Source organism: Butyrivibrio sp. LB2008 (assembly GCF_000621565.1).
Classification (GTDB): domain Bacteria; phylum Bacillota; class Clostridia; order Lachnospirales; family Lachnospiraceae; genus Butyrivibrio.
The window spans coordinates 13691-35949 of the sequence record NZ_JHXZ01000025.1 but is presented as its reverse complement, the minus strand read 5'-3'; the positions used below and the strand labels follow the sequence as shown (position 1 = coordinate 35949).

General features: G+C 42.0%; 20 protein-coding genes, 1 tRNA gene and 1 pseudogene. All 22 read left to right on the top strand.

Annotation, left to right across the window (positions count from 1 at the left end; genetic code table 11):
• Positions 1-283 (top strand): annotated as a pseudogene (locus T356_RS21290) (RNA-guided endonuclease InsQ/TnpB family protein); the annotation flags it as partial.
• 306 nt (positions 284-589) lie between these two features.
• Positions 590-661, top strand: a tRNA-Glu gene (locus tag T356_RS0109330).
• Between the two features lie 221 nt (positions 662-882).
• Positions 883-1347, top strand: coding sequence for a ribosome maturation factor RimP (rimP, locus tag T356_RS0109325; protein ID WP_026514262.1), 465 nt, complete (start codon positions 883-885; stop codon positions 1345-1347).
• A gap of 26 nt (positions 1348-1373) precedes the next feature.
• On the top strand, positions 1374-2606 hold the full coding sequence (gene nusA, locus T356_RS0109320) for a transcription termination factor NusA (protein WP_026514261.1): 1233 nt from the start codon (positions 1374-1376) through the stop codon (positions 2604-2606).
• 1 nt (position 2607) lies between these two features.
• A complete protein-coding gene (rnpM, locus tag T356_RS0109315) occupies positions 2608-2868 on the top strand; it encodes an RNase P modulator RnpM (protein ID WP_026514260.1) in 261 nt (86 codons plus the stop codon).
• 1 nt (position 2869) lies between these two features.
• Complete coding sequence (locus T356_RS0109310) at positions 2870-3181, top strand: L7Ae/L30e/S12e/Gadd45 family ribosomal protein (RefSeq protein WP_026514259.1); 312 nt, start codon at positions 2870-2872, stop codon at positions 3179-3181.
• Between the two features lie 15 nt (positions 3182-3196).
• Positions 3197-6082: a translation initiation factor IF-2 gene (gene infB / locus T356_RS0109305; protein WP_081777803.1), complete on the top strand. Its 2886-nt coding sequence runs from the start codon at positions 3197-3199 to the stop codon at positions 6080-6082.
• Positions 6083-6093: 11 nt separating this feature from the next.
• Positions 6094-6489: a 30S ribosome-binding factor RbfA gene (gene rbfA / locus T356_RS0109300; protein ID WP_026514257.1), complete on the top strand. Its 396-nt coding sequence runs from the start codon at positions 6094-6096 to the stop codon at positions 6487-6489.
• Positions 6479-7429, top strand: a complete 951-nt coding sequence (locus tag T356_RS0109295; RefSeq protein ID WP_026514256.1) for a DHH family phosphoesterase — start codon at positions 6479-6481, stop codon at positions 7427-7429. Before rbfA ends, T356_RS0109295 begins: the two co-directional genes overlap by 11 nt.
• 76 nt (positions 7430-7505) lie before the next feature.
• Positions 7506-8465 carry a tRNA pseudouridine(55) synthase TruB gene (truB, locus tag T356_RS0109290; RefSeq protein ID WP_035780872.1) on the top strand — a complete coding sequence of 320 codons (960 nt, stop codon included), beginning with the start codon at positions 7506-7508 and terminating at the stop codon, positions 8463-8465.
• A 21-nt stretch (positions 8466-8486) separates the two neighbouring features.
• A complete protein-coding gene (locus T356_RS0109285; protein WP_026514254.1) occupies positions 8487-9401 on the top strand; it encodes a bifunctional riboflavin kinase/FAD synthetase in 915 nt (304 codons plus the stop codon).
• Complete coding sequence (locus T356_RS0109280) at positions 9402-10961, top strand: ABC-F family ATP-binding cassette domain-containing protein (RefSeq protein ID WP_026514253.1); 1560 nt, start codon at positions 9402-9404, stop codon at positions 10959-10961. It abuts the gene before it with no gap.
• 193 nt (positions 10962-11154) lie between these two features.
• Complete coding sequence (gene rpsO, locus T356_RS0109275; protein WP_024864377.1) at positions 11155-11421, top strand: 30S ribosomal protein S15; 267 nt, start codon at positions 11155-11157, stop codon at positions 11419-11421.
• A gap of 195 nt (positions 11422-11616) precedes the next feature.
• A complete protein-coding gene (locus tag T356_RS0109270; protein WP_026514252.1) occupies positions 11617-13704 on the top strand; it encodes a polyribonucleotide nucleotidyltransferase in 2088 nt (695 codons plus the stop codon).
• A gap of 165 nt (positions 13705-13869) precedes the next feature.
• The gene (locus T356_RS0109265) at positions 13870-15474 is read left to right on the top strand and encodes a peptide chain release factor 3 (RefSeq protein ID WP_026514251.1); all 1605 of its coding nucleotides are present in this window, start codon (positions 13870-13872) and stop codon (positions 15472-15474) included.
• A 31-nt stretch (positions 15475-15505) separates the two neighbouring features.
• Complete coding sequence (locus T356_RS21540; RefSeq protein WP_026514250.1) at positions 15506-17494, top strand: transglutaminase domain-containing protein; 1989 nt, start codon at positions 15506-15508, stop codon at positions 17492-17494.
• A 27-nt stretch (positions 17495-17521) separates the two neighbouring features.
• Positions 17522-18943 (top strand): transglutaminase domain-containing protein, encoded by a 1422-nt coding sequence (locus T356_RS0109255; RefSeq protein ID WP_155839012.1) that lies wholly within the window; start codon positions 17522-17524, stop codon positions 18941-18943.
• 137 nt (positions 18944-19080) lie between these two features.
• Positions 19081-19434, top strand: a complete 354-nt coding sequence (locus tag T356_RS0109250; RefSeq protein ID WP_026514248.1) for an Asp23/Gls24 family envelope stress response protein — start codon at positions 19081-19083, stop codon at positions 19432-19434.
• A gap of 25 nt (positions 19435-19459) precedes the next feature.
• The gene (gene nusB, locus T356_RS0109245) at positions 19460-19861 is read left to right on the top strand and encodes a transcription antitermination factor NusB (protein WP_026514247.1); all 402 of its coding nucleotides are present in this window, start codon (positions 19460-19462) and stop codon (positions 19859-19861) included.
• Positions 19851-21065, top strand: coding sequence for an exodeoxyribonuclease VII large subunit (gene xseA / locus T356_RS0109240; RefSeq protein ID WP_026514246.1), 1215 nt, complete (start codon positions 19851-19853; stop codon positions 21063-21065). The genes nusB and xseA overlap by 11 nt, the downstream gene beginning before the upstream one ends.
• A 21-nt stretch (positions 21066-21086) precedes the next feature.
• Entirely contained in the window at positions 21087-21311 is a 225-nt protein-coding gene (xseB, locus tag T356_RS0109235) for an exodeoxyribonuclease VII small subunit (RefSeq protein ID WP_026514245.1), read from the top strand.
• The gene (locus T356_RS0109230; protein WP_026514244.1) at positions 21311-22255 is read left to right on the top strand and encodes a polyprenyl synthetase family protein; all 945 of its coding nucleotides are present in this window, start codon (positions 21311-21313) and stop codon (positions 22253-22255) included. Before xseB ends, T356_RS0109230 begins: the two co-directional genes overlap by 1 nt.
• Positions 22256-22259: the final 4 nt, after the last annotated feature.

Here is a 22259-nt window from a genome sequence, read left to right as displayed (position 1 = left end):
GGAAGAAAGCTACACATCAAAGGCAGACTTTCTTGCAAAAGACTATATCCCTGTGTATAAAAAGAACAGTTCAGGAAACTACTTTTTCTCAGGAAAGAGGATACAGAGAGGACTTTACAGGCACTACGATGGTACAATAACAAATGCAGACATAAATGGAGCTGCAAACATCTTAAGGAAAGTATTCCCAAAGGTAAGTCAATGGGATAGAGGCATAGTGGACATGCCTTGTTCTGCAGGATGCATAGAGCATCCTACAGGTTCATGCCGCTCTGCGGCATAACAGAAACCCTTTCCGACGTGGAGTCGGTGAGGGTAGTTCATAACCGGATATCGCTTGGATTGATTTCTTCAAAAGGTTTTTCTACATTATCTTTCTTTCCCATATGAACCTTTTAGAGGATGATGTGTTCAAGAGAAAACCGCTTTCCATGCGGCTTTTTCCATATGTACACAGCGCAAAAAGGGCAGTGACGGCTGCTTTTTTAAAATTTTTTGAAAAAAATTTTAAAAAGTACTTGCATTATTTCAAACTATGAGATAATATAAACAAGTCGCCGCGATACAGCGGATGACACAAAGCTACTGAGCCTCGTTGGTCAAGCGGTTAAGACGCTGCCCTCTCACGGCAGAATCAGCGGTTCGATTCCGCTACGAGGTATTGACTGTTAAATTATAACAGCCCAACCCGAGATCAAGTCCTTTGTGACTTGATTTTTTCTTTGAGCTAGCTGTTTACAAACAGCGAAACGCAAGTTATAATGTAGTTGATTTTTGAAGTGGACTTTCGCGAGTCCACTTTTTGCATGTTTCGGATTTTTTTCATGATTTCATTGACGGCTAAGAAGCGAAATATGAAATGTCTAAATTTAAGGAGATTAAATGTCCAGAAAAGAAGATATCGAAAAGAAAACAGAGGCGCTGCTTGCTCCGATAGCAGAGAAGTGCGGTGTCAGGATTTATGATGTCGAGTATGTGAAGGAAGCCGGTGAGTGGTATCTTAGAGCATACATTGACAAGGACGGCGGCGTTAATATAAATGATTGCGTTGATGTAAATCACGCTTTATCAGATGCTTTGGATGTGGATGATTTCATTGAAGATGCATATACATTGGAGGTCAGCAGTCCGGGACTGGGAAGGCAGCTTAAGAAGGACAGGCATTTTGAGAACAGTCTGGGCAAGGAAGTTGAACTCAAGCTCTATAAGGCAATTGACGGAGTTAAAGAGTTTGCCGGTACACTTAAGAGCTACGATAGCACTTCGGTTACCGTAACTATAAATGACAAAGACGAAACTTTTTTGAGAAAAGAAATATCAGTTATTAAGCTTGCTCTGGATTTTTGATCCGGGCGAAAAAGAAGGAGACTACGATGAGTAAAGAATTAATGGATGCCCTTGACCTTTTGGAGAAGGAGAAGAACATCAGCAAGGATTCTCTGTTTGATGCTATTGAGAATTCTCTTGTCACAGCCTGCAAGAATAATTTCGGAAAGGCTGAGAACATCAGGGTAGAAGTTGACAGAGAGAACTGTGATTTCAAGTGCTATGCTGAGAAAACAGTTGTTGAGACTGCTGACGATGTAATGGATCCCATGCTTGAAATCTCACTCGACGATGCCAAGAAGATCAGCAAGAAGAGTAAAGTCGATGATATTGTCAATGTGCCACTCAATTCCAAAGAGTTCGGTCGTATTGCCACTCAGAATGCCAAGAACGTAATTCTTCAGAAGATTCGTGAGGAAGAGCGCGGAGCTATATATAACGAGTATTACAAGAAAGAGCATGATATTGTTACCGGTGTTATTCAGAGATATGTCGGCAAGAATATCAGCATCAACCTCGGTCGTGCAGATGCTATTCTCAATGAGAACGAGCAGGTTGAGAGCGAGGCTAAATCAGGATTCTACAAACCTACATCGAGAATCAGACTTTATGTTCTTGAGGTTAAGAACGGTTCGAAGGGCCCCAGAATTCTTGTTTCAAGAACTCATCCCGATCTTGTAAAGAGACTTTTCGAGCAGGAAGTTGCCGAGATTCAGGACGGAACAGTAGAGATCAAGAGCATTGCGAGAGAAGCAGGAAGCCGTACGAAGATCGCTGTGTTCTCAAACAACCCGAATGTTGATGCGGTTGGTGCTTGTGTAGGTGTTAACGGAGCAAGAGTTAACCTTATCGTAGATGAGCTTAACGGTGAGAAGATTGATGTTATCAACTGGGATGAGAACCCCGGTAACCTCATTCAGAATGCTCTTTCACCTGCAAAGATCGTTGCGGTATTTGCAGATCCCGATGAGAAGAGCGCAAAAGTAGTTGTTCCCGATTATCAGCTTTCACTTGCAATTGGTAAGGAAGGTCAGAATGCAAGACTTGCTGCAAGACTTACAGGTTACAAGATCGATATAAAGAGTGAGACACAGGCTAAGGATGCTCCCGGATTCCGTATGGAAGATTATCTTGATGATGAAGATGATTACGATGAGGAGTTCGAGGAGACTGAAATCGAGGAAGCTGAAGATGCTGAGATCGAAGTAGAAGAGGCTGAAGAAGTCGAAGAAGTAGAAGAAGAGATTGAAGTAGAAGACGACACTGACGCAGAGGAATAAGATGCAGAAGAAAATTCCAACAAGAAAGTGTGTAGGCTGCGGAGAGATGCGTGATAAGAAAGACCTGATAAGAGTTATTAAGACTCCGGACGGAGAAATTCGTCTTGATACCACAGGCAGAGCGAACGGCAGGGGCGCATATATATGTAACAGCGCCGAGTGTCTCAAAAAAGCAGTGAAGAACAGGGGACTTGAGAAATCTTTGAAAGCTCAGATTCCCGAAGACATACTTGAGCAGATGAATAAGGAGCTCGGAGAGTAAATTGGAGAGTAAAAAGATTTATTCTTTGCTTGGTCTTAGTGCTAGGGCCGGGAAATTGAAGAGTGGAGAGTTTTCGGTTTTGGAAGCTATCCGGAGCGGCAAAGCGTGTGCCGTTATAGTGAGTGAAGATGCTTCAGACAATACTAAGAAGCAGTTCAAAGATAAATGTAGTTATTATAATGTGCCTATTGCTTTTTTTGGAGACATGGAGAGCCTCGGGCATGCAGTTGGTAAAGGAGTTCGAACAAGCCTTGTCATCACCGACAAAGGGCTGGCGCAATCGCTTTTAAAGAACTTACTATTAGAAGATTAGTTGGAGGAAATGTGAATGGCAAAAATTAAGATATCTGAACTTGCAATAGAGCTTGGGTGTGACGGAAAAGCACTGCTTAGCTTTTTGCAGGAAAAGGGAATAGAGGCGAAGCGTTCGAACAGCTCGATTGATGACAATGAGGCAGAGATAGCAAGAAATCATTTTGGCAAGAAAAATGCATCATCCAATGCCAATAAGGATGCTCAGCCTGCTAAGACAGATGCTCCCGCAAAGGGAAGTGCAGATCAGGGCGCTGCAGGTGACGCTCCTAAGAAAAAGAAGAAAATTATTATGGTTACAAATGCCGGCAATTCCAAGATGGGCGGCTATCAGAACCAGAATAATAACAATAATAATTCGGGAAATAATAACCAGAGACGTGACAACAGAAATTCCGGCAATCAGAACAACAGAAGAGGAACTTTTGCGCAGTCACAGAATGCTTATCATCCCATTAAGCCTTTGACCGCACCTTCTCAGCTTGAGAGCTATGGAAACACTCAGATTCCAAAGACTCCTGTTCAGAAGAGTGCGCCTGTTAAGCAGGAGGCACCTGTAAAACAGGAAACACAGGCAGTAAAGCCTAAGGAAACTGTTGCAGAGCCTAAGCAGCAGGCGAAGGCACCTGTTCAGAACAACAGAAACGAAAGAAATGCAGCTCCTGTTCAGAACAACAGAAACGGCAATGACAGAAGAGACAACAGAAGTGGTAACGATTCTGAGAGAAGAGATAACAGAAATCAGCGTCCTCAGAACGGCGACAGAAATTCTTTCCAGAACAGAAACGGTGCGCAGGGCGGCTCTCGTGGCAACGGCAACAATGCGCAGGGTAACGGAAACGGACCGCGCAGAGACAACAACGGCAACAATGCACAGAACGGTAATAACAAGTTCAGAGGAAAGGGCGACAATAACAAGTTTGGCGGAAATAAGTTCGATAAGGGTGCAAGAGGCGGATTTGCTGATGCTCCTCAGAAGGACAACTCAAGCCGCAGAGACGATGAGAGAAGAAGAATCGGTCAGGAGAAGGATAAGAGAAACAAGAAGGATCTTGCTTACGAGCAGGAAGAGATGATGCCGAGAAGTAAGAGAGTCGGCAGATTCATCAAGCCTGAAGTCAAGAAGGCCCCCGAACCCGAAGAGCAGATCAAGGTTATCTCTATTCCTGAGAAGGTTTCTATTAAGGAACTTGCTGAGAAGATGAAGATGCAGCCTTCTGTTATCATTAAGAAGCTCTTTATGGCAGGACAGATCTCTACCGTTAATACTGAGCTTACTTATGAAGAAGCTGAAAATATCGCTATCGAATATGACATTATCTGCGAGAAGGAAATTCCCGTTGATATCATCGAGGAACTTCTTAAAGAGGATGAAGATGCAGAAGAGACACTTAAGAAGAGACCTCCCGTTGTCTGCGTAATGGGTCACGTTGACCATGGTAAGACATCACTTCTTGACGCTATTCGTAAGACAAGCGTTACAGACAGAGAGGCAGGCGGTATCACACAGAGAATCGGTGCTTATACTGTATCTGTAAATGACCAGAAGATCACATTCCTTGATACTCCCGGTCACGAAGCGTTCACTGCAATGCGTATGAGAGGTGCTACTTCAACAGATATCGCAGTACTTGTAGTTGCTGCGGATGACGGTGTAATGCCTCAGACTGTCGAAGCTATCAACCATGCAAAGGCAGCTGAAGTTGAGATTATCGTAGCAGTAAATAAGATAGATAAGCCTAATGCAAATATAGATAAGGTTAAGCAGGAGATGACTGAATACGGCCTCATTTCTACAGATTGGGGCGGAACAACAGAGTTTGTACCTGTTTCAGCTAAGTCAGGAGAGGGAATCGAGTCACTTCTTGAGACAATCATTCTCACAGCTGACATTCTTGAGCTCAAGGCTAACCCCGACAGAGAAGCAAGAGGTCTTGTACTTGAGGCAAGACTTGATAAGGGCCGCGGACCTGTTGCAAACGTACTTGTTCAGAAGGGTACACTTCATGTTGGTGACTTTATTTCAGCCGGAGCAAGCTCAGGTAAGGTTAGAGCGATGGTTGACGATAAGGGTAACAAGCTCAAGGAAGCACTTCCTTCACAGCCTGTTGAGATCCTCGGACTTTCCGATGTTCCCAATGCCGGTGAAGTATTCCTTGGACATCAGACAGACAAGCAGGCTAAGCAGTATGCAAATACATACCTTCAGCAGCACAAGAAAGACCTTATCGAAGAGACTAAGGCTAAGATGTCACTTGACGATCTGTACTCCAAGATTGAGGAAGGCAGACTTCAGGAACTCAATATCATCATCAAGGCTGATGTTCAGGGTAGCGTAGAAGCCCTTAAGCAGAGTCTCCTTAAGCTTTCAAATGAGGAAGTTGTTGTTAAGGTTATTCATGGCGGTGTTGGTGCCATCAATGAATCTGACGTTACACTTGCTGCAGCATCAAGCGCTATCATCATCGGATTTGATGTTCGCCCCGATGCAACAGCTAAGAGCATGGCAGAGCATGAAGGTGTAGAGATCAAGCTTTACAAGGTTATCTATCAGGCAATCGAAGAGATTGAGTTTGCCATGAAGGGTATGCTTGCTCCTATCTTCGAGGAGAGAGTAACAGGTCATGCCGAAGTAAGACAGATATTTAAGGCTTCCAAAGTCGGAAATATCGCAGGTTCATTCGTTAAAGACGGTGTTATCAAGAAGGATTGCAAGGTTCGTATTTCCAGAGAAGGAGAGCAGATCTTTGAAGGTGATCTGGCATCTCTCAAGAGATTCAAGGACGACGTTAAGGAAGTTAAGGAAGGCTTCGAGTGCGGTCTTGTATTTGACGGCTTTGATCAGATTCACGAAGGTGATATGGTAGAAGCTTATGAGATGGTGGAAGTACCCAGAACCTAAGAAAGGTAAAAATGCGAAAGAACAGCAATAAAAATAAAAGAATAAACGGCGAAGTTCAGAAAGTTATATCTGAAGCTATCAGATACAGCAAAGACCCCAGAATAAGCCCGATGACATCCGTTATGGATGTAGAGGTTGCTCCGGACCTTAAGACATGTAAGGTCTGGGTTACCGTAATGGGCAATGATGAGGACAGGGAGAGAACAGAAGCCGGACTTAAGAGTGCAGCGGGATATATCAGAAGCACTCTTGCAAAAGAGCTCAATATGAGATATACGCCCGAACTTCGCTTTATCATGGATGACTCCATAGAGTATGCGATTAACATGTCCAAGAAGATTGATGAAGTAACTGCAAAGGATAATGAAGCAAAGATTGCTCGCGGAGAGGAAATTGATGAGGATTGATGATTATTTGACTAATGTCGGTACTGTTGGGATCAGTGGCCATGTAAGACCTGACGGAGACTGTGTTGGGTCATGTATGAGTATGTATCTTTACATCAAAAAGAATTATCCAAATATTAAGGCAGATATTTTCCTTGAGAAGATACCTCGGGAACTAACTTTTATCAAAGATTCCGACAAGGTAAGCAGTGAATTTGCATCGGATGTTGAGAACTACGATCTGTTTATTGTGCTTGATTGCGGAAAAGAGCGCACGGGCGATGCCGAGAAGTTTGTTGATGCGGCAAAAAAAACAATAAATATAGATCATCATGTAAGTAATCCGGGAACGGGCGATGAGAATTATATTGTTCCGACAGCAAGTTCTGCCTGTGAACTGGTTTATGATGTTCTTGATAAAGAACGCATCGATGTTGAGATTGCAAAAGCAATATATACCGGAATGGTTACCGATACGGGAGTCTTCAAGTATTCAAACACATCACCGAAGACAATGGAAATTGCGGCAAAGCTCATAGCTTACGGCTTTGATTTCGGAAGCCTTATCGACCATGTCTTTTATGAGAAGACTTATCTTCAGAATCAGATACTCGGAAGAGCTCTTTTGGAGAGCATCCGTCTTCTTGACGGCAGATGTATTGTATCGGTTATTTCCAAGCAGACAATGGAATTTTACGGTGCGGTATCAAGCGATCTTGACGGAATAGTAAGTCAGATGCTCCTTACTATAGGAGTTGATTGTTCGATATTTGCTTATGAGACGTCTACTTTGGAGTATAAAGTGAGTCTTCGCAGTAACGGTGCGGTTGACGTTGCCAAGGTTGCCGCAATATTCGGAGGCGGCGGTCATCAGAGAGCGGCGGGATGCAGCGTAAACGGAACTTATCATGATGTTATAAATAATATAATGAAATATGTTCAGCTTCAGCTTGAAGGGTGAGAACATATTGGTTTAAAAGAAAAAGGTACCCATAAAGATTGCATTTAGGGGTACCTTTTTGAGAGTGCGGGAGAATATGAAAAGTACTTACAACGGACTTATAAATATCTATAAAGAACCCGGATTTACTTCAAATGACGTGGTTGCAAAACTAAGGGGAATACTAAAACAAAAAAAGATCGGCCACACGGGAACACTCGATCCCGATGCGGTGGGAGTTCTTGTTGTGTGCCTTGGAACGGGAACAAAGCTTGTTGAAATGCTTACCGATCACGATAAGGAATATATCGCTGTTTGCAGGCTTGGTGTTACCACGGATACACAGGATATGTCCGGAAATATTATAGAGACATCCGATGTCAAAGTGACAAAAGAACAGGTTCATGAGGCAGTAAAAGCTTTTATCGGTGATTATGATCAGATTCCGCCTATGTATTCCGCAATCAAAAAAGACGGAAGAAAACTTTATGAACTTGCAAGAGAAGGAATCGAGGTTGAGAGAAAACCCCGAAAAGTTCATATATCTGCGATAACTGTTCTTGATGATTCACATATTGATTCGGACGGCCTTTTTACGATTGAAGTTAAGTGCAGCAAGGGAACGTATATAAGGACTCTTTGCCATGATATAGGACTAAGACTTGGATGCGGCGCGGCAATGCAGCATCTTACAAGAACAAGAGTAGGTGCTTTTACACTGGATACGGCCGTAACTCTTTCTCAGATTGAGAATATGAGAGATGAGGGCACTCTTTCTGAGATCATTCAGTCGCCCGAGTATATTTTCAGAGACCTTGATAAGATACATGTGAAAGATTCTGCGAGAACTCTTTTGGAAAACGGAAACAGCTTCAGAAAGAATAATATTGTCAATGAGGATCCCGAGGGAGTAAATGACAAGGAATTTGAAGAAGAGATGTTTACTGAAGGAAATAAAGTAAGAGTCTATTCCGAGGATGAAGTGTTTTTTGGAATATATACTTACAGTGCAAAGACACAAATGTTCAATGTCGACAAATTCTTTTTTGAAAAATAATAAGAACGGATATATCTCAAAATGAAGATAATAACTGAACTTGATAAATTGAATGTCCGCGAGAAGACGGCGGTTGCCATAGGCAAGTTTGACGGTATTCACGTGGGACACAGAGAACTTCTTTCACGGATTCTTGAAAAAAAGAACGACGGCCTGAAGGCGACCGTATTTACGTTTGATCCTTCGCCGGAGGAATTTTTTGTCGGACATCCTGTGCCGCAGCTTTTTGCTAGGGAAGAAAAATTAAGGGCTTTTCAGGAGCTTGGCGTTGATGTTCTCGTTATGTTTCCGCTTAATGAGAAAACAGCGGCTACAGATCCGGAAGAGTTTGTGAGAAAGATTCTTGTAGATGGTCTTAATGCAAGTTATATTGCGGCGGGAAGTGATGTTTCTTTTGGCGATAAGGGAAAAGGCGACAGCAAACTTCTTGAGAGACTGGCAAAGGAGCTGTCATACGAGCTTTGCATTATTGATAAAGTTAAGATTGACGGAGAAGAAGTCAGCTCCACGAGGGTCAGGAACGCGGTGGCGGACGGAGATATGAACCTTACCAAAAGGCTTCTTGGCTCTGAATATTCGGTTTCGGGAATAGTTGAGCACGGCAATCATTTGGGACACACAATAGGCGTTCCGACGGTCAATATTCTTCCGCCTAAGATGAAACTTCTTCCTCCTTATGGTGTATATTCAAGTACCGTAAAGATTGGTAAAAAAGAATTCAAAGGAATGACCAATATCGGAAGAAAGCCCACTGTCTCTGAAAAAGAGAAGGTTGGCGTTGAGACTTATATATATGATTTTGACTGTGATGTATACGGTGAATTCATAGAAGTTGTGCTCCACAGCTTCGTAAGACCTGAGATTAAATTTGAAAGCATGGAGCAGCTGAAATTACAGATTCAGCAAGATATAAAGAATGCAGCGAGGAATTTTTAAGTGAGTATTTTAAATGTTGAACATTTGACACATGGCTTTGGAGACAGGGCAATATTTGATGATGTTTCTTTCAGATTATTAAAAGGTGAGCATATCGGACTTGTCGGAGCTAACGGCGAAGGAAAGTCCACATTTATGAATATTATCATCGGTAAACTTATGCCGGATGCCGGAAAGATTGAGTGGGCCAAGAATGTTAAAGTCGGTTATCTCGATCAGCACGCGGAGCTTAAGCAGGGCATGACCATAAGGGATGTGCTTGCTTCGGCATATGAACCTTTGTATGAGATGGAGCGCAGGATGAATGAGATCTGCGATGCCATGGCGGAAGCGGATGAAAAGACGCTTGAAGACTATATGGAAGAACTTGGAACAATACAGGATCTTCTTACAAATCATGATTTTTACCTGATAGATTCCAAGATAGAAGAAGCTTCGAGGGCACTTGGCTTTTTGGACCTTGGCCTTGACAGAGATGTAACGGAACTTTCGGGAGGGCAGAGAACCAAGATACTTCTAGGAAAACTCCTCCTTGAAAAGCCGGATATCCTGCTTCTTGACGAGCCTACAAACTACCTTGATGCTGAGCATATCGTGTGGCTTACAAGATATCTCCAGGACTATGAGAATGCTTTTATCCTTATTTCTCATGATATACCGTTTCTCAACAGCGTGGTTAATATTATCTACCATATGGACGGCCAGACACATTCTCTTGACAGATATGTGGGCGATTATGACAAATTCATGGAAGTCTATGAGATGAAAAAAGCGCAGAGAGAAGCTGCATATAACAGACAGCAGCAGGAAATTGCGGATCTCAAAGATTTTGTTGCAAGAAACAAGGCAAGAGTCGCAACGAGAAATATGGCGATGGCAAGGCAGAAGAAGCTCGATAACATGGATATCATCGAGATGGTAAAAGAGAAGCCAAAGCCCGAGTTTAATTTCAAGGTTGCAAGAACACCCGGAAAAGTTATATTTGAGACAAAAGACCTTGTTATAGGCTATGATGAACCCCTTTCATCGCCTCTTAACATAACTATGGAACGTAATTCAAAGATTGTTCTTACGGGAGCAAACGGAATCGGAAAGACAACTCTTTTAAAGAGTATTCTCGGACTTATTCCTGCGCTGAGCGGTTCTGTTGAACTTGGAGAAAATGTTGAGATAGGCTACTTTGAGCAGGAGATGTCTCCTGATATCGAGACCACATGTATGCAGGAAATATGGAATGAATTTCCGGGATTTTCACAGTATGAAGTCCGTTCCGCGCTTGCGAAATGCGGACTTACAACCAAGCATATCGAGAGTAAATGCAAGGTACTTTCAGGTGGCGAGCAGGCAAAAGTAAGACTTTGTAAGCTTATTAACAGAGAGTCAAATCTTTTGGTATTGGATGAGCCTACAAACCATCTTGATGTGGATGCAAAAGATGAGCTTAAGAGGGCTCTTTCCGAGTATAAGGGCAGTATTCTCATGGTTTGTCATGAACCTGATTTCTATGACGGACTTGCTACTGAAGTTTTGGATTGTTCAAAGTGGACAACCAGATTATAAGGTATCCGGTGCATATGTTTTCGGCTTTGACAAGCCGATAATGACTTTACATAAAAGAATATATATGCTAATATAACTTAGTTGCGTACAGACTTTATGTGCAGCAACGGAACTACCTATACTCGGATGCGGGATACTCCAACCCTTTTCTGTGTATCGGGCGGATTCATTAAAATTTATAAGGAGTGTAGAAATGATCACAAAAGAGAAGAAAACAGAAGTTATCAACAAGTTTGCGAGAAAAGCCGGAGATACAGGTTCACCGGAAGTTCAGGTTGCAATTCTTACAGAGAGAATTCAGGAGCTCAACGCTCACCTTCAGAAGAACCCTAAGGATCACCACTCAAGAAGAGGTCTTCTTAAGATGGTTGGACAGAGACGTAGTCTCCTTGGATACCTCAAGAAGAAGGACATCGAAGCTTATCGTAAGCTTATCGCAGATCTTGGTTTGAGAAAGTAATCTGTAGAAACAATAAGGCGGGATGAGGCTGATGCAAATCGGCTTATTCCGTCTTTATTAATGTTTTGTTCAAGTGATGGAATATGAACCGGGGCTTTCAAAGTTATAATATACATTTCGACGCATTCGAGATGCATATTATGACCTTGAAACCCACGTATCATATTCGGATTAATGTGAGTGAAGGAGATAAAAATGGTTAAGACTTACACAATGGATCTTGCCGGACGTACTCTTAAAGTAGAGATCGGCAAAGTAGGTAAACAGGCTAACGGATGTGCATTTATGCAGTATGGAGATACAACAGTTCTTTGTACGGCAACAGCATCTGCAAAGCCCAGAGAAGGAATTGATTTCTTCCCTTTGAGCGTTGAATACAGCGAGAAATTCTATGCAGTGGGCAAGTTCCCCGGCGGATATAACAAGAGAGAGGGTAAGCCTTCTGAGAATGCTATCCTTACAAGCCGTGTTATCGATCGACCTATGCGTCCTCTTTTCCCTAAGGATTACAGAAATGATGTAACAATCGAGACTATGGTTATGGCTGTTGATAATCAGTGCAGACCTGAGCTCGTAGCTATGCTTGGTGCATCTGTATCTGTTTCAATTTCAGATATTCCTTTCGATGGCCCTTGTGCTATGACACAGGTTGGTATGATCGATGGAGAGCTTATCATCAATCCTACCCAGGAGCAGTGGAATACAGGCGACCTTAAGCTTACTGTTGCATCAGTAGGTCAGAAGGTTATCATGATCGAGGCAGGAGCTAACGAGATTCCTGAAGAGAAGATGAAGGAAGCTATCTACAAGGCTCATGATGTAAACCTTCAGATCATTGAATTCTTCAAGGGTATTGTGGCAGAGATCGGTAAGCCTAAGCACGAGTATACAAGCTGTGCGGTTCCCGAAGAACTCTTTGCAGCAATCAAAGAAGTTGTTCCTCCCGAGGAGATGGAAAAGGCTGTATTTACAGATGACAAGCAGACAAGAGAGAACAATATCGCAGAGATTACAGACAGACTCACAGAGAAGTTTGCAGAAAACGAAGAGTGGCTTGCAATTCTCGGTGAAGCTATTTACCAGTATGAGAAGAAGACAGTTCGTAAGATGATCCTTAAGGATCACAAGAGACCTGACGGACGTGATATCAAGCAGATCAGACCTCTTTCAGCTGAGATCGATCTTATCCCCAGAGTACACGGAAGTGCTATGTTTACTCGTGGACAGACACAGATCTGTGACGTTACAACCCTTGCACCTCTTTCAGAGGCTCAGAAAGTTGAGGGACTTGATGAGTTTGCTTCAGATAAGAGATATGTACACCAGTACAACTTCCCTGCTTATTCAGTAGGTGAGACAAAGGTTTCAAGAGGACCCGGACGTAGAGAGATCGGACACGGTGCACTTGCAGAGAGAGCACTTCTTCCCGTTCTTCCAAGCGTTGAGGAGTTCCCTTATGCAATCCGTTGCGTATCAGAGACATTTGAGTCTAACGGATCGACATCAATGGCTTCAACTTGCGCATCATGCATGTCACTTATGGCTGCAGGTGTTCCCATCAAGAAGATGGTTGCAGGTATCAGCTGCGGTCTTGTAACAGGCGATACAGACGATGATTTCATCGTACTTACAGATATCCAGGGACTTGAAGATTTCTTCGGAGATATGGACTTCAAGGTAACAGGTACAAAAGAAGGTATCACAGCTATCCAGATGGATATCAAGATTCACGGTCTTACAAAGCCTATCGTTGAGACAGCTATCGAGCAGTGCCGCGAGGCAAGATTCTTCATCATGGATGAGTGTATGAGCAAGGCTATTGCTGAGCCTCGTAAGGAAGTATCCAAGTATGCTCCCAAGATCGTATCTATTCAGATCGATCCCGAGAGGATCGGTGATGTTGTCGGACAGAGAGGAAAGACAATCAACGAGATCATCGCTCGTACAGGCGTTAAGATTGATATTACCGATGACGGTAAGGTTTCTGTATGCGGAGAAGACCAGGAGAAGCTTCAGCAGGCAATAGATATGGTAAATATCATTGTTACTGACTTCGAGAAAGGTCAGACCTTCACAGGTAAGGTAATCAGCATAAAAGAGTTTGGTGCATTTGTTGAGTTCGCTCCCGGAAAAGAGGGTATGGTTCATATCAGCAAGATTTCCAAGGAGAGAATCGACCGCGTAGAGGATGTTCTTACACTCGGCGATGTAGTTAAGGTTGTATGCCTCGGTAAGGACAAGATGGGAAGAATCAGCTTCTCAATTAAGGACGCTAAAGACTGAACACTTGACGAGGTATTATCGAGTCTAGTGTGAAGCTTGTTCTGGCGAGCACTTCGTGCGAGAGCAGAACCTCCTTATGTCCTTGTAAAAAGAAACTATAGAATAAACAGATTTATGAGGTCGGGATGTTAATTCATGCCGGCCTCATGTTGAGTAGAGGAAAAGATGAGCAATACAAAAGAAACAATAAATGAGATAAATAAAAGACGTACATTTGCGATTATTTCCCACCCTGATGCAGGTAAGACAACACTTACGGAGAAATTCCTTCTCTACGGTGGTGCGATCAATATGGCGGGAAGCGTTAAAGGAAAAGCAACTGCAAAACATGCCGTATCTGACTGGATGGAAATCGAGAAACAGCGTGGTATCTCAGTTACTTCTTCTGTTCTTCAGTTTAACTTTGAGGGATGTTGCATAAATATCCTTGATACACCGGGACACCAGGATTTCTCAGAGGATACATACAGAACACTTATGGCTGCGGATTCTGCTGTCATGGTCATAGATGCAAGTAAGGGTGTTGAGGCTCAGACAAGAAAGCTCTTTAAAGTCTGTGCAATGAGCCATATTCCGATCTTTACTTTCATCAACAAGTTGGACCGCGATGCCATGGATACATTTGATCTTCTCGATGATATCGAGAATAACCTTGGAATCGCCACATGTCCGATGAACTGGCCTATTGGTTCGGGAAAGAACTTTAAGGGCATTTATGACAGAAGAGAAGGACATATCGTTACCTTTTCAGAGACTCAGAAGGGTACCAAGGAAGGTAAGGAGACAATTATAGATCCCGCCGATAAGGCAGCTGTTGAATCGGTTGTCGGAAATGATGCTTTTGAGAAACTTCAGAGCGAAATCGAGCTTTTGGACGGAGCCGGAGCTGAGTATGATCTTGAGAGAGTAAGAAAGGGTGAACTTACACCTGTATTTTTTGGATCAGCTCTTCAGAATTTCGGTGTAGAGCTGTTTTTACATCATTTCCTTAAGATGGCAACTCCTCCTACCGGACGTACATCTGCTGATGGGGAAAATATCGATCCTTTTGAGAGAGATTTTACAGCATTTGTATTTAAGATTCAGGCTAATATGAATAAGGCACACAGAGACAGGGTTGCATTTATGAGAATCTGCTCAGGAAGATATGATGCGGATAAAGAAGTAAAGCATGTCCAGAGTGGAAAGGTTATGCGCCTTTCACAGCCTCAGCAGCTTATGGCTGATGAGAGAAAGATTCTCAGCGAAGCTTATGCAGGAGATATCATGGGTGTATTCGATCCCGGTATATTCTCTATCGGTGATACTGTTTGCATGCCTAAAGACAATGTCGTTTATCAGGGGATTCCGACATTCGCTCCCGAACATTTTGCAAGGGTGCGTCAGGTCGACACAATGAAACGTAAACAATTTGTTAAAGGAATTTCACAAATTGCTCAAGAGGGTGCAATCCAGATTTTTCAAGAGTATAACACGGGTTTGGAGGAAATTATTGTCGGAGTTGTTGGAATTCTTCAATTTGATGTCTTGAAATTTAGGTTACAAAGCGAGTACAATGTAGATATCATTCTAGAAAGTCTACCATACGAACATATCAGATGGGTGGACAACGAAAACATAGATATGGCCTCAATCGTGGGCACATCTGACATGAAGAGAATAAAGGATATGCATGACAGACCGCTCCTTTTATTTGTTAACGAATGGAGTGTCGGCATGACAATGGAAAGAAATGAGGGATTGGTACTTTCAGAATTTAAAAGAAACTAGGTAATACAAGCAACACAACGGGGGTAAGTTATTGAAGAAACGCTTAAGAGGAAAGAGAAAAAATGGAGAAAATAATGACTTAATAGTTAAGAAAAACTTAATATGGATGAAAGAATTAAGTTGCAAATTCTTAAGATATGCAACAGTGTTCTCGATTGTAGCTGCAACATCTTTTTCATTATGCGGTTGTGATGAAGCAGATATGGAAGCATATTATGATATGCTTGACGATCTCGATGAGGATTCGGGAGACATCGATCTTTCGGATATCCTTGATAACAAGGATGTGTCGCCCGAAGACCTTGATGAGTTAAACGATCTTCTTGATAAGTATAATGAATCAAAAGATGAGACTTCTGACGAGGGGACGGATGAGTCTACAGATTGGGCTACAGACGATGAACAAAATGTTCTTGGAGACAGGAGGGAAGATGATTCCAATTCCGATGCAGACAGCAGTAAGGATGCAGATCAGAATTCCGGTTGTAAAAAGAAAAAAAGTTCCAATAAAAGTTCCGATAAGAACAACGACTGTGACAAGAACAAGGAAAACAATCAGGATGCCTCTTCCGACAAAGACAAGGCAAATGATCAGTGCACCGATCAGAGTACCGATCAGAGTACCGATCAGAGTACCGAGTGTAACAAGGACAAGGAAAAAGATCAGAATAATGATTGCAATAAGGAAGAAAACAAAGAAAGCAATCAGGACACTGACGGTGACAAGAAAAAGGAAGACGATCAGAAATCTGATTCCGACAAAGACACAGATGCTGCCCAAAATACTGACAGCGAAAAAACGGCTGATGATGCAGGCGCAACTGAAAGCACAGAAAAACCTGAAGAACCCAAGAAACCTGACAGCGAACCAAATAACAATGAGGCTCTTCCCGATGACGGAAGACAGAAGATGGATCAAGGATATGAGTCTTCTTACAGGGGTTTTTCAGATGCGAATGCTATAAAGGTTCGCGAAGCAGCAGGGCTTACAGATGAAAGTATTGCTGAACTTAAGAAGCAGCAGGAAGGTTATTACGCTTACAGCAGACTTAGCGAAGGCGGAAAGACACTTTATGTTGAACTTCTTCAGATTATCAATAAGGAGGCAGACGGAGTATTTGTTTCAACAAACAATCCCGATGCCATACAACTTGCTTTTGATTATCTTATGATGGATCATCCGGAAATATTCTGGGTGAACGGATATCGCTATGTAAAACATTTTACTTATAATGGTGGAATTGATAAACTTGCTTTTACGGGAGTTTATACATATGACCTCAATGAGGTCGCAAACAGACAGGCAAAGATAAACGAATATGTCGATAAATGTCTTGCCGGAGCACCTTCTACGGAAGATGAATATTATGCTATAAAGTATGTATATGATTACCTGATAGCTAATACCGAGTATGATCTGAGAGCACCTGACAATCAGAATATCTGCTCTGTATTTATTGGCAGAAAGACCGTTTGCAGTGGATATGCAAGGGCTACACAGTATTTACTTAATAAACTTGGAATCAAGTGCACATACGTTACAGGATATGCCGATAACGGCCAGGGCGGTGGAAATCACGCCTGGAACCTTGTAAGATGTAACGGTGCATATTATTATATGGATACCACTTGGGGCGATACCGGAATGACTTCAGCCGATGGAAAACCGAGAATCAACTATGATTATTTGCTTCTTACCAAAGAGGCTATGGGAATCAATCACAATCTTTCCGATAGGATTGATTATCCCGAATGTAACAATACAAAAGATAACTATTATGTGAGAGAAAATCTATATCTTGACAGCGCAGATATGGGCCGCGTAAAAGAAGTTTTTGATAAGAGATACGCAGAAGGCGGCGATAATGCTACAATAAGATGTGCGTCGAAAGATATTTATAATTCGCTGTATCAACAGCTTATAAAGGATGGAGCAATATTCGGATATCTTCAGGGAGATAAGAGATTTTCTTACACACTTTATGAAGATACCAATACTATTGCTATTTGGATTAAATAAATATATAAATAAAAATGAGGGGACATTTTGAAAAGTAGCATGGTAGTAAAGAGAAAATATAAATGTATATACGCAAGAATTGCGGTTGTTTTTTCTGTGATTTTTGTGTCATCGGCATTTTTGTGCGGATGTGAGTATTCGAGTTTGGATGAATATCTTGATATTCTGGAGCTTACGGATAATGATTATGACGATCCGACATCGCTTTTTTCGGAAGAGATTGAGGATACCGAAGTTTCCGATGAACCGGAGATGGAAGGGATAGATGATGCTTCAGATTCATCCACATTTGATGAGAATGAACCGGCGGATTCTGATTTTGCATCTTTTTACAGAAAGTTCTTTGATACGGATACTGACAGTGAAGTGAAAAAAGTTCGCGAGGATGCGGGACTGACTGAAAAAAATATAAATGAGGTAAAAAAGCAGCAGGAAGGGAATTATGCTTTTGATAAACTTACTGATGCGGGCAAAACATTATATGCAGAGCTGTATCTCATTATTACAAAAGAGGCCAAAAAAGTTTATGTTTCCGCAACCAGCGAATATGCCATCGATCTTGTTTTTAACTATCTTATGATCGATCATCCGGAAATATTCTGGGTTGAAGGCTATAATTTTGAAAAACATACTGTCGGAGATGTTGTTGATAAGATTGCTTTTTCCGGCGCGTATACTTATGATCTTAAGGAAGTCGCCAGAAGGCAGAAAATAATTGATAAATGCGTAAATGAGTGCATTGCAAATGCGCCGTCATCCGACGATGACTATTATGCTATTAAATATGTTTATGAATATCTGATAGCAAACACGGATTATGTGTCCAATGCGCCCGATAACCAAAACATCTGCTCTGTTTTCATTGGAAAAGAGAGCGTATGCAGCGGATATGCAAAAGCTACACAGTACCTGCTCAATAAACTGGGTGTTAAATGCACATTTGTTTCGGGAACGGTAGAGACAAGGGCCAGCGCGGATGCTAAACATTCGTGGAATCTGGTATTATGTAATGGCAAATATTACTATGTGGATACTACATGGGGAGATGCTTCATATCAGACAACCAGTGGTGAGACAGAAGACAAAATGAAACTTCCCAGAGTTAATTATGATTATCTGTGTGTTACAACAGAAAGTATAAAAACAAATCATACACTCTCGGATGTTATAGCTCTTCCTGAGTGCAACAGCATGACTGATAATTATTATGTACGTGAAGATGAGTACTTTAAGAATGATGATCTTAATCTTGTAAAAGATCTTTTTGACAGAAGGTACAAAGACGGAAGCGATAATGTGACCATTAAATGTTCTTCAAAAGAAGTCTATGATTCACTATATAATAAACTTATAAATGAGAAAAACGTATTTGAATATCTTCAGGGAAATACCAAGACGGTCTCATATACGATTTTTGAAGAGACTAAGACAATTATCTTTTGGCTGTGACGTTCAAAAAATAACATTGTTAGTATTAGCGAATATATCGTTAATGCTAACAATGTTTTTTCCTTAATAGACATCTATTTATTTAAGCACGAAGTGTGGTATACTATGTAGAAAGACTTAATATGAGGTGAAGTAATATGGGAAAAGAACTCGCGGAAATCGGAGCAGTTAAGATTGCCGATGACGTTTTAGCCAGAATAGCGGCACTTGCAGCTCTTGAAGTTGACGGAGTATCCGCCATGGCAGGTAATTATACAAGCGACGTACTTGAAAAAGTAAGCCGTAAAAACCTTGCGAAGGGAGCAAAGGTTATTGTAGGGCAGACTCAGGTTAAGGTTGATCTTGCTCTTATGATGTCATATGGATATAATATCCCCGCTACATGTCAGCAGGCTCAGACTCGCGTTCAGACAGCGATTGAGAATATGACGGGACTTGAGGTCACTGATGTCAATGTAAGAATTGCCGGGATCACAATGCCAAAAGCATAATAAAAATCAGAGTGAGAGAAGAATGATGAACAGAAGCTTACTGAGAGAGCAGGTTTTCAAGCTGCTCTTTCGTGTTGAATTTAACCCAATGGAAGAAATGCCTGAACAGGAGGAGCTTTTTACCTCGACAAGTGATGACGATTTTTCCAAACAAGATGCTGATTATATCAGAGAAAAATATGAGAAGATAGCCGAGAAACTTGATGATATCGATAAGGCTATCAATGAGAAGACGAAGGGCTGGGATACAGATCGTATGGCCAAGGTTGAGCTTACAATAATAAGGCTCGCAGTATATGAGATCAAGCATGACGATTCAGTTCCTACCGGAGTCGCTATCAATGAGGCGGTTGAGCTTGCGAAGAAATTCGGACAGGACGGTTCACCGGCCTTTGTGAATGGAGTGTTAGCTAAATTTGCGGAGTGAGTATACAGTCACACAAGTTAATGCCTATATAAAAAATATGTTTACTCAGGATTTCCTCTTGAAGTCGATTACGGTCAAAGGGGAGATAAGCAATTGCAGGTACCATCCTTCCGGACACATCTATTTTACGATGAAGGATTCGGGTGGTGCCATTTCTTGTGTAATGTTTCGCGGAGACAGAGACAGGGGCGGTCTTAAATTTCAGATGAAAGAAGGACAGCAGGTCAAAGTTTCCGGAACGGTAGATGTATACGAAAGAGATGGAAAATATCAGCTCTATGCCAGAAGAATCGAACTTGACGGCGAAGGAGCTCTTTTTGAGAAATTTGAAGAGTTAAAGAAAAGATTGGCGGAATCCGGAATGTTTGCTGATGAATACAAGCAACCCATTCCGACATATATAAAAACTCTTGGCGTAGTTACTGCTTCTACGGGAGCGGCTGTGCGGGATATTATAAATGTTGCCACCCGCAGAAATCCACATATTCAGATTATTCTTTATCCTGCCATTGTACAGGGAGATCAGGCTGCCGAGAGCATAGTCAGAGGAATCGAGACTTTATCAGAAATGCAGACTGATGTTATCATTGTCGGACGTGGCGGAGGTTCTATCGAAGATTTATGGGCTTTTAACGAGGAAATTGTGGCGGAAGCTATATTTAATTGCCCTGTTCCGATCATTTCAGCAGTTGGACATGAAACTGATACAACAATAGCCGATTACGTAGCGGACAGAAGAGCACCTACACCGTCTGCGGCAGCGGAGATTGCAGTTTTTGAATATAGAAGATTTGTACAGGATCTTGAAGATTACTCGTATACACTGCAAAAGAGCATGAACAGGATAATCGGTACGCTAAAATTAAAAGAGACCAAGTATGCTGATAATTTAAGGCACCTAAGTCCTATGGGCAGAGTTAAGGAAAAACTGCTCAGGATGGATAAATTGCAGGATACGATTCAGGCTCTTATGGACAGAAAAATCATTGAAGCCAAAAACAGATTTGCGGTGGATACTCAGAAATTAAAAGGACTGTCGCCGCTTGAAAGGCTTTTGGGAGGATATTCTTTTACCACGGATGAAAACGGGAAGAATGTCCGAAGCATTGAACAGGTCAAAAAGGGTGATGAACTGTCGGTATATGTGACAGACGGAGTTATCAAGGCTAAGGCTACGGAGACCGTGCATATAGACAGAAAGTAGTATAAGAGCAGGAGAGACCATATGGCTGCAAAGAAGGAAAAAAAGAGCTTAACCGTTGAGGAGGCTTTTTGCAAAATAGAAGAAAAAATTGAAGCGCTCGAAAAAGAAGATATTTCTCTTGATGATTCTTTTAAGGAATATCAGGAGGGAATGATGCTCTTAAAGCAGTGTCATGAGATGATAGAGAGCGTTGAGAAAAAAGTACAGAAAATTGCAACGGATGGCAGTCTGGAGGATTTTGAGTAATGTCACAGAATGATTTTAGTGCAGAGCTCTCAAAGAGAGCGGAGCATGTGGAAGATATATTAAAGAAATTTCTTCCGAAAGAAGAAGGATATGCAAAGACAGTAATTGAGGCTATGAATTACAGTCTTTTGGCCGGAGGAAAGAGACTAAGACCTGTCATGATGCTTGAATCATATAAGCTTTTTGCGGGAGAAGACGCAGATGAGGTAGTTGTTTGGCCTTTCATGGCAGCAATGGAGATGATACACACATATTCTCTTGTACATGACGATCTACCGGCAATGGATAACGATGAGTACAGAAGAGGAAGAAAGACAACACATGCCGTTTACGGCGCAGGAATGGCAACACTTGCAGGAGATGCGCTACTTAATTTTGCTTTTGAAACTGCGATAAACGGAGCGATTTCCGGAAAAAATCTTTCTGCATATGATGCAGATACGGATAACAGATATTTTGCCGCACTCAAGGTTTTATCAAAGAAAGCGGGAATATACGGTATGGTCGGCGGTCAGTGCGCTGATATAATGGCAGAGAATGCTACTGATGTTCCAAAAGATGAGATGAGTGATATACTTTCATATATAGATGAAAACAAAACGGCAGCACTTATTGAGAGTAGTCTTATGATAGGCGCGATACTTGGAGGAGCTTCAAAGGATTCCGTGGCAGCTATGGAGAAAGCCGGAAGCTGTGTGGGAATAGCATTCCAGATTCAGGATGATATTCTTGACATAGTCGGTGATCAGGAAGAGATTGGTAAACCTGTAGGTTCCGATGAGAAGAACAATAAGAGCACATATGTAAGCCTCAACGGCATGGAGGCTGCATCGGCCAAGGTTAAGGAACTGTCGGAAGTGGCAGAGGAGATTTTGAAAGAACAGGGATTTGAAGATTCATTTTTGGGAAATCTTTTTGATTCTTTGATTTATAGAAGGAAATGATATG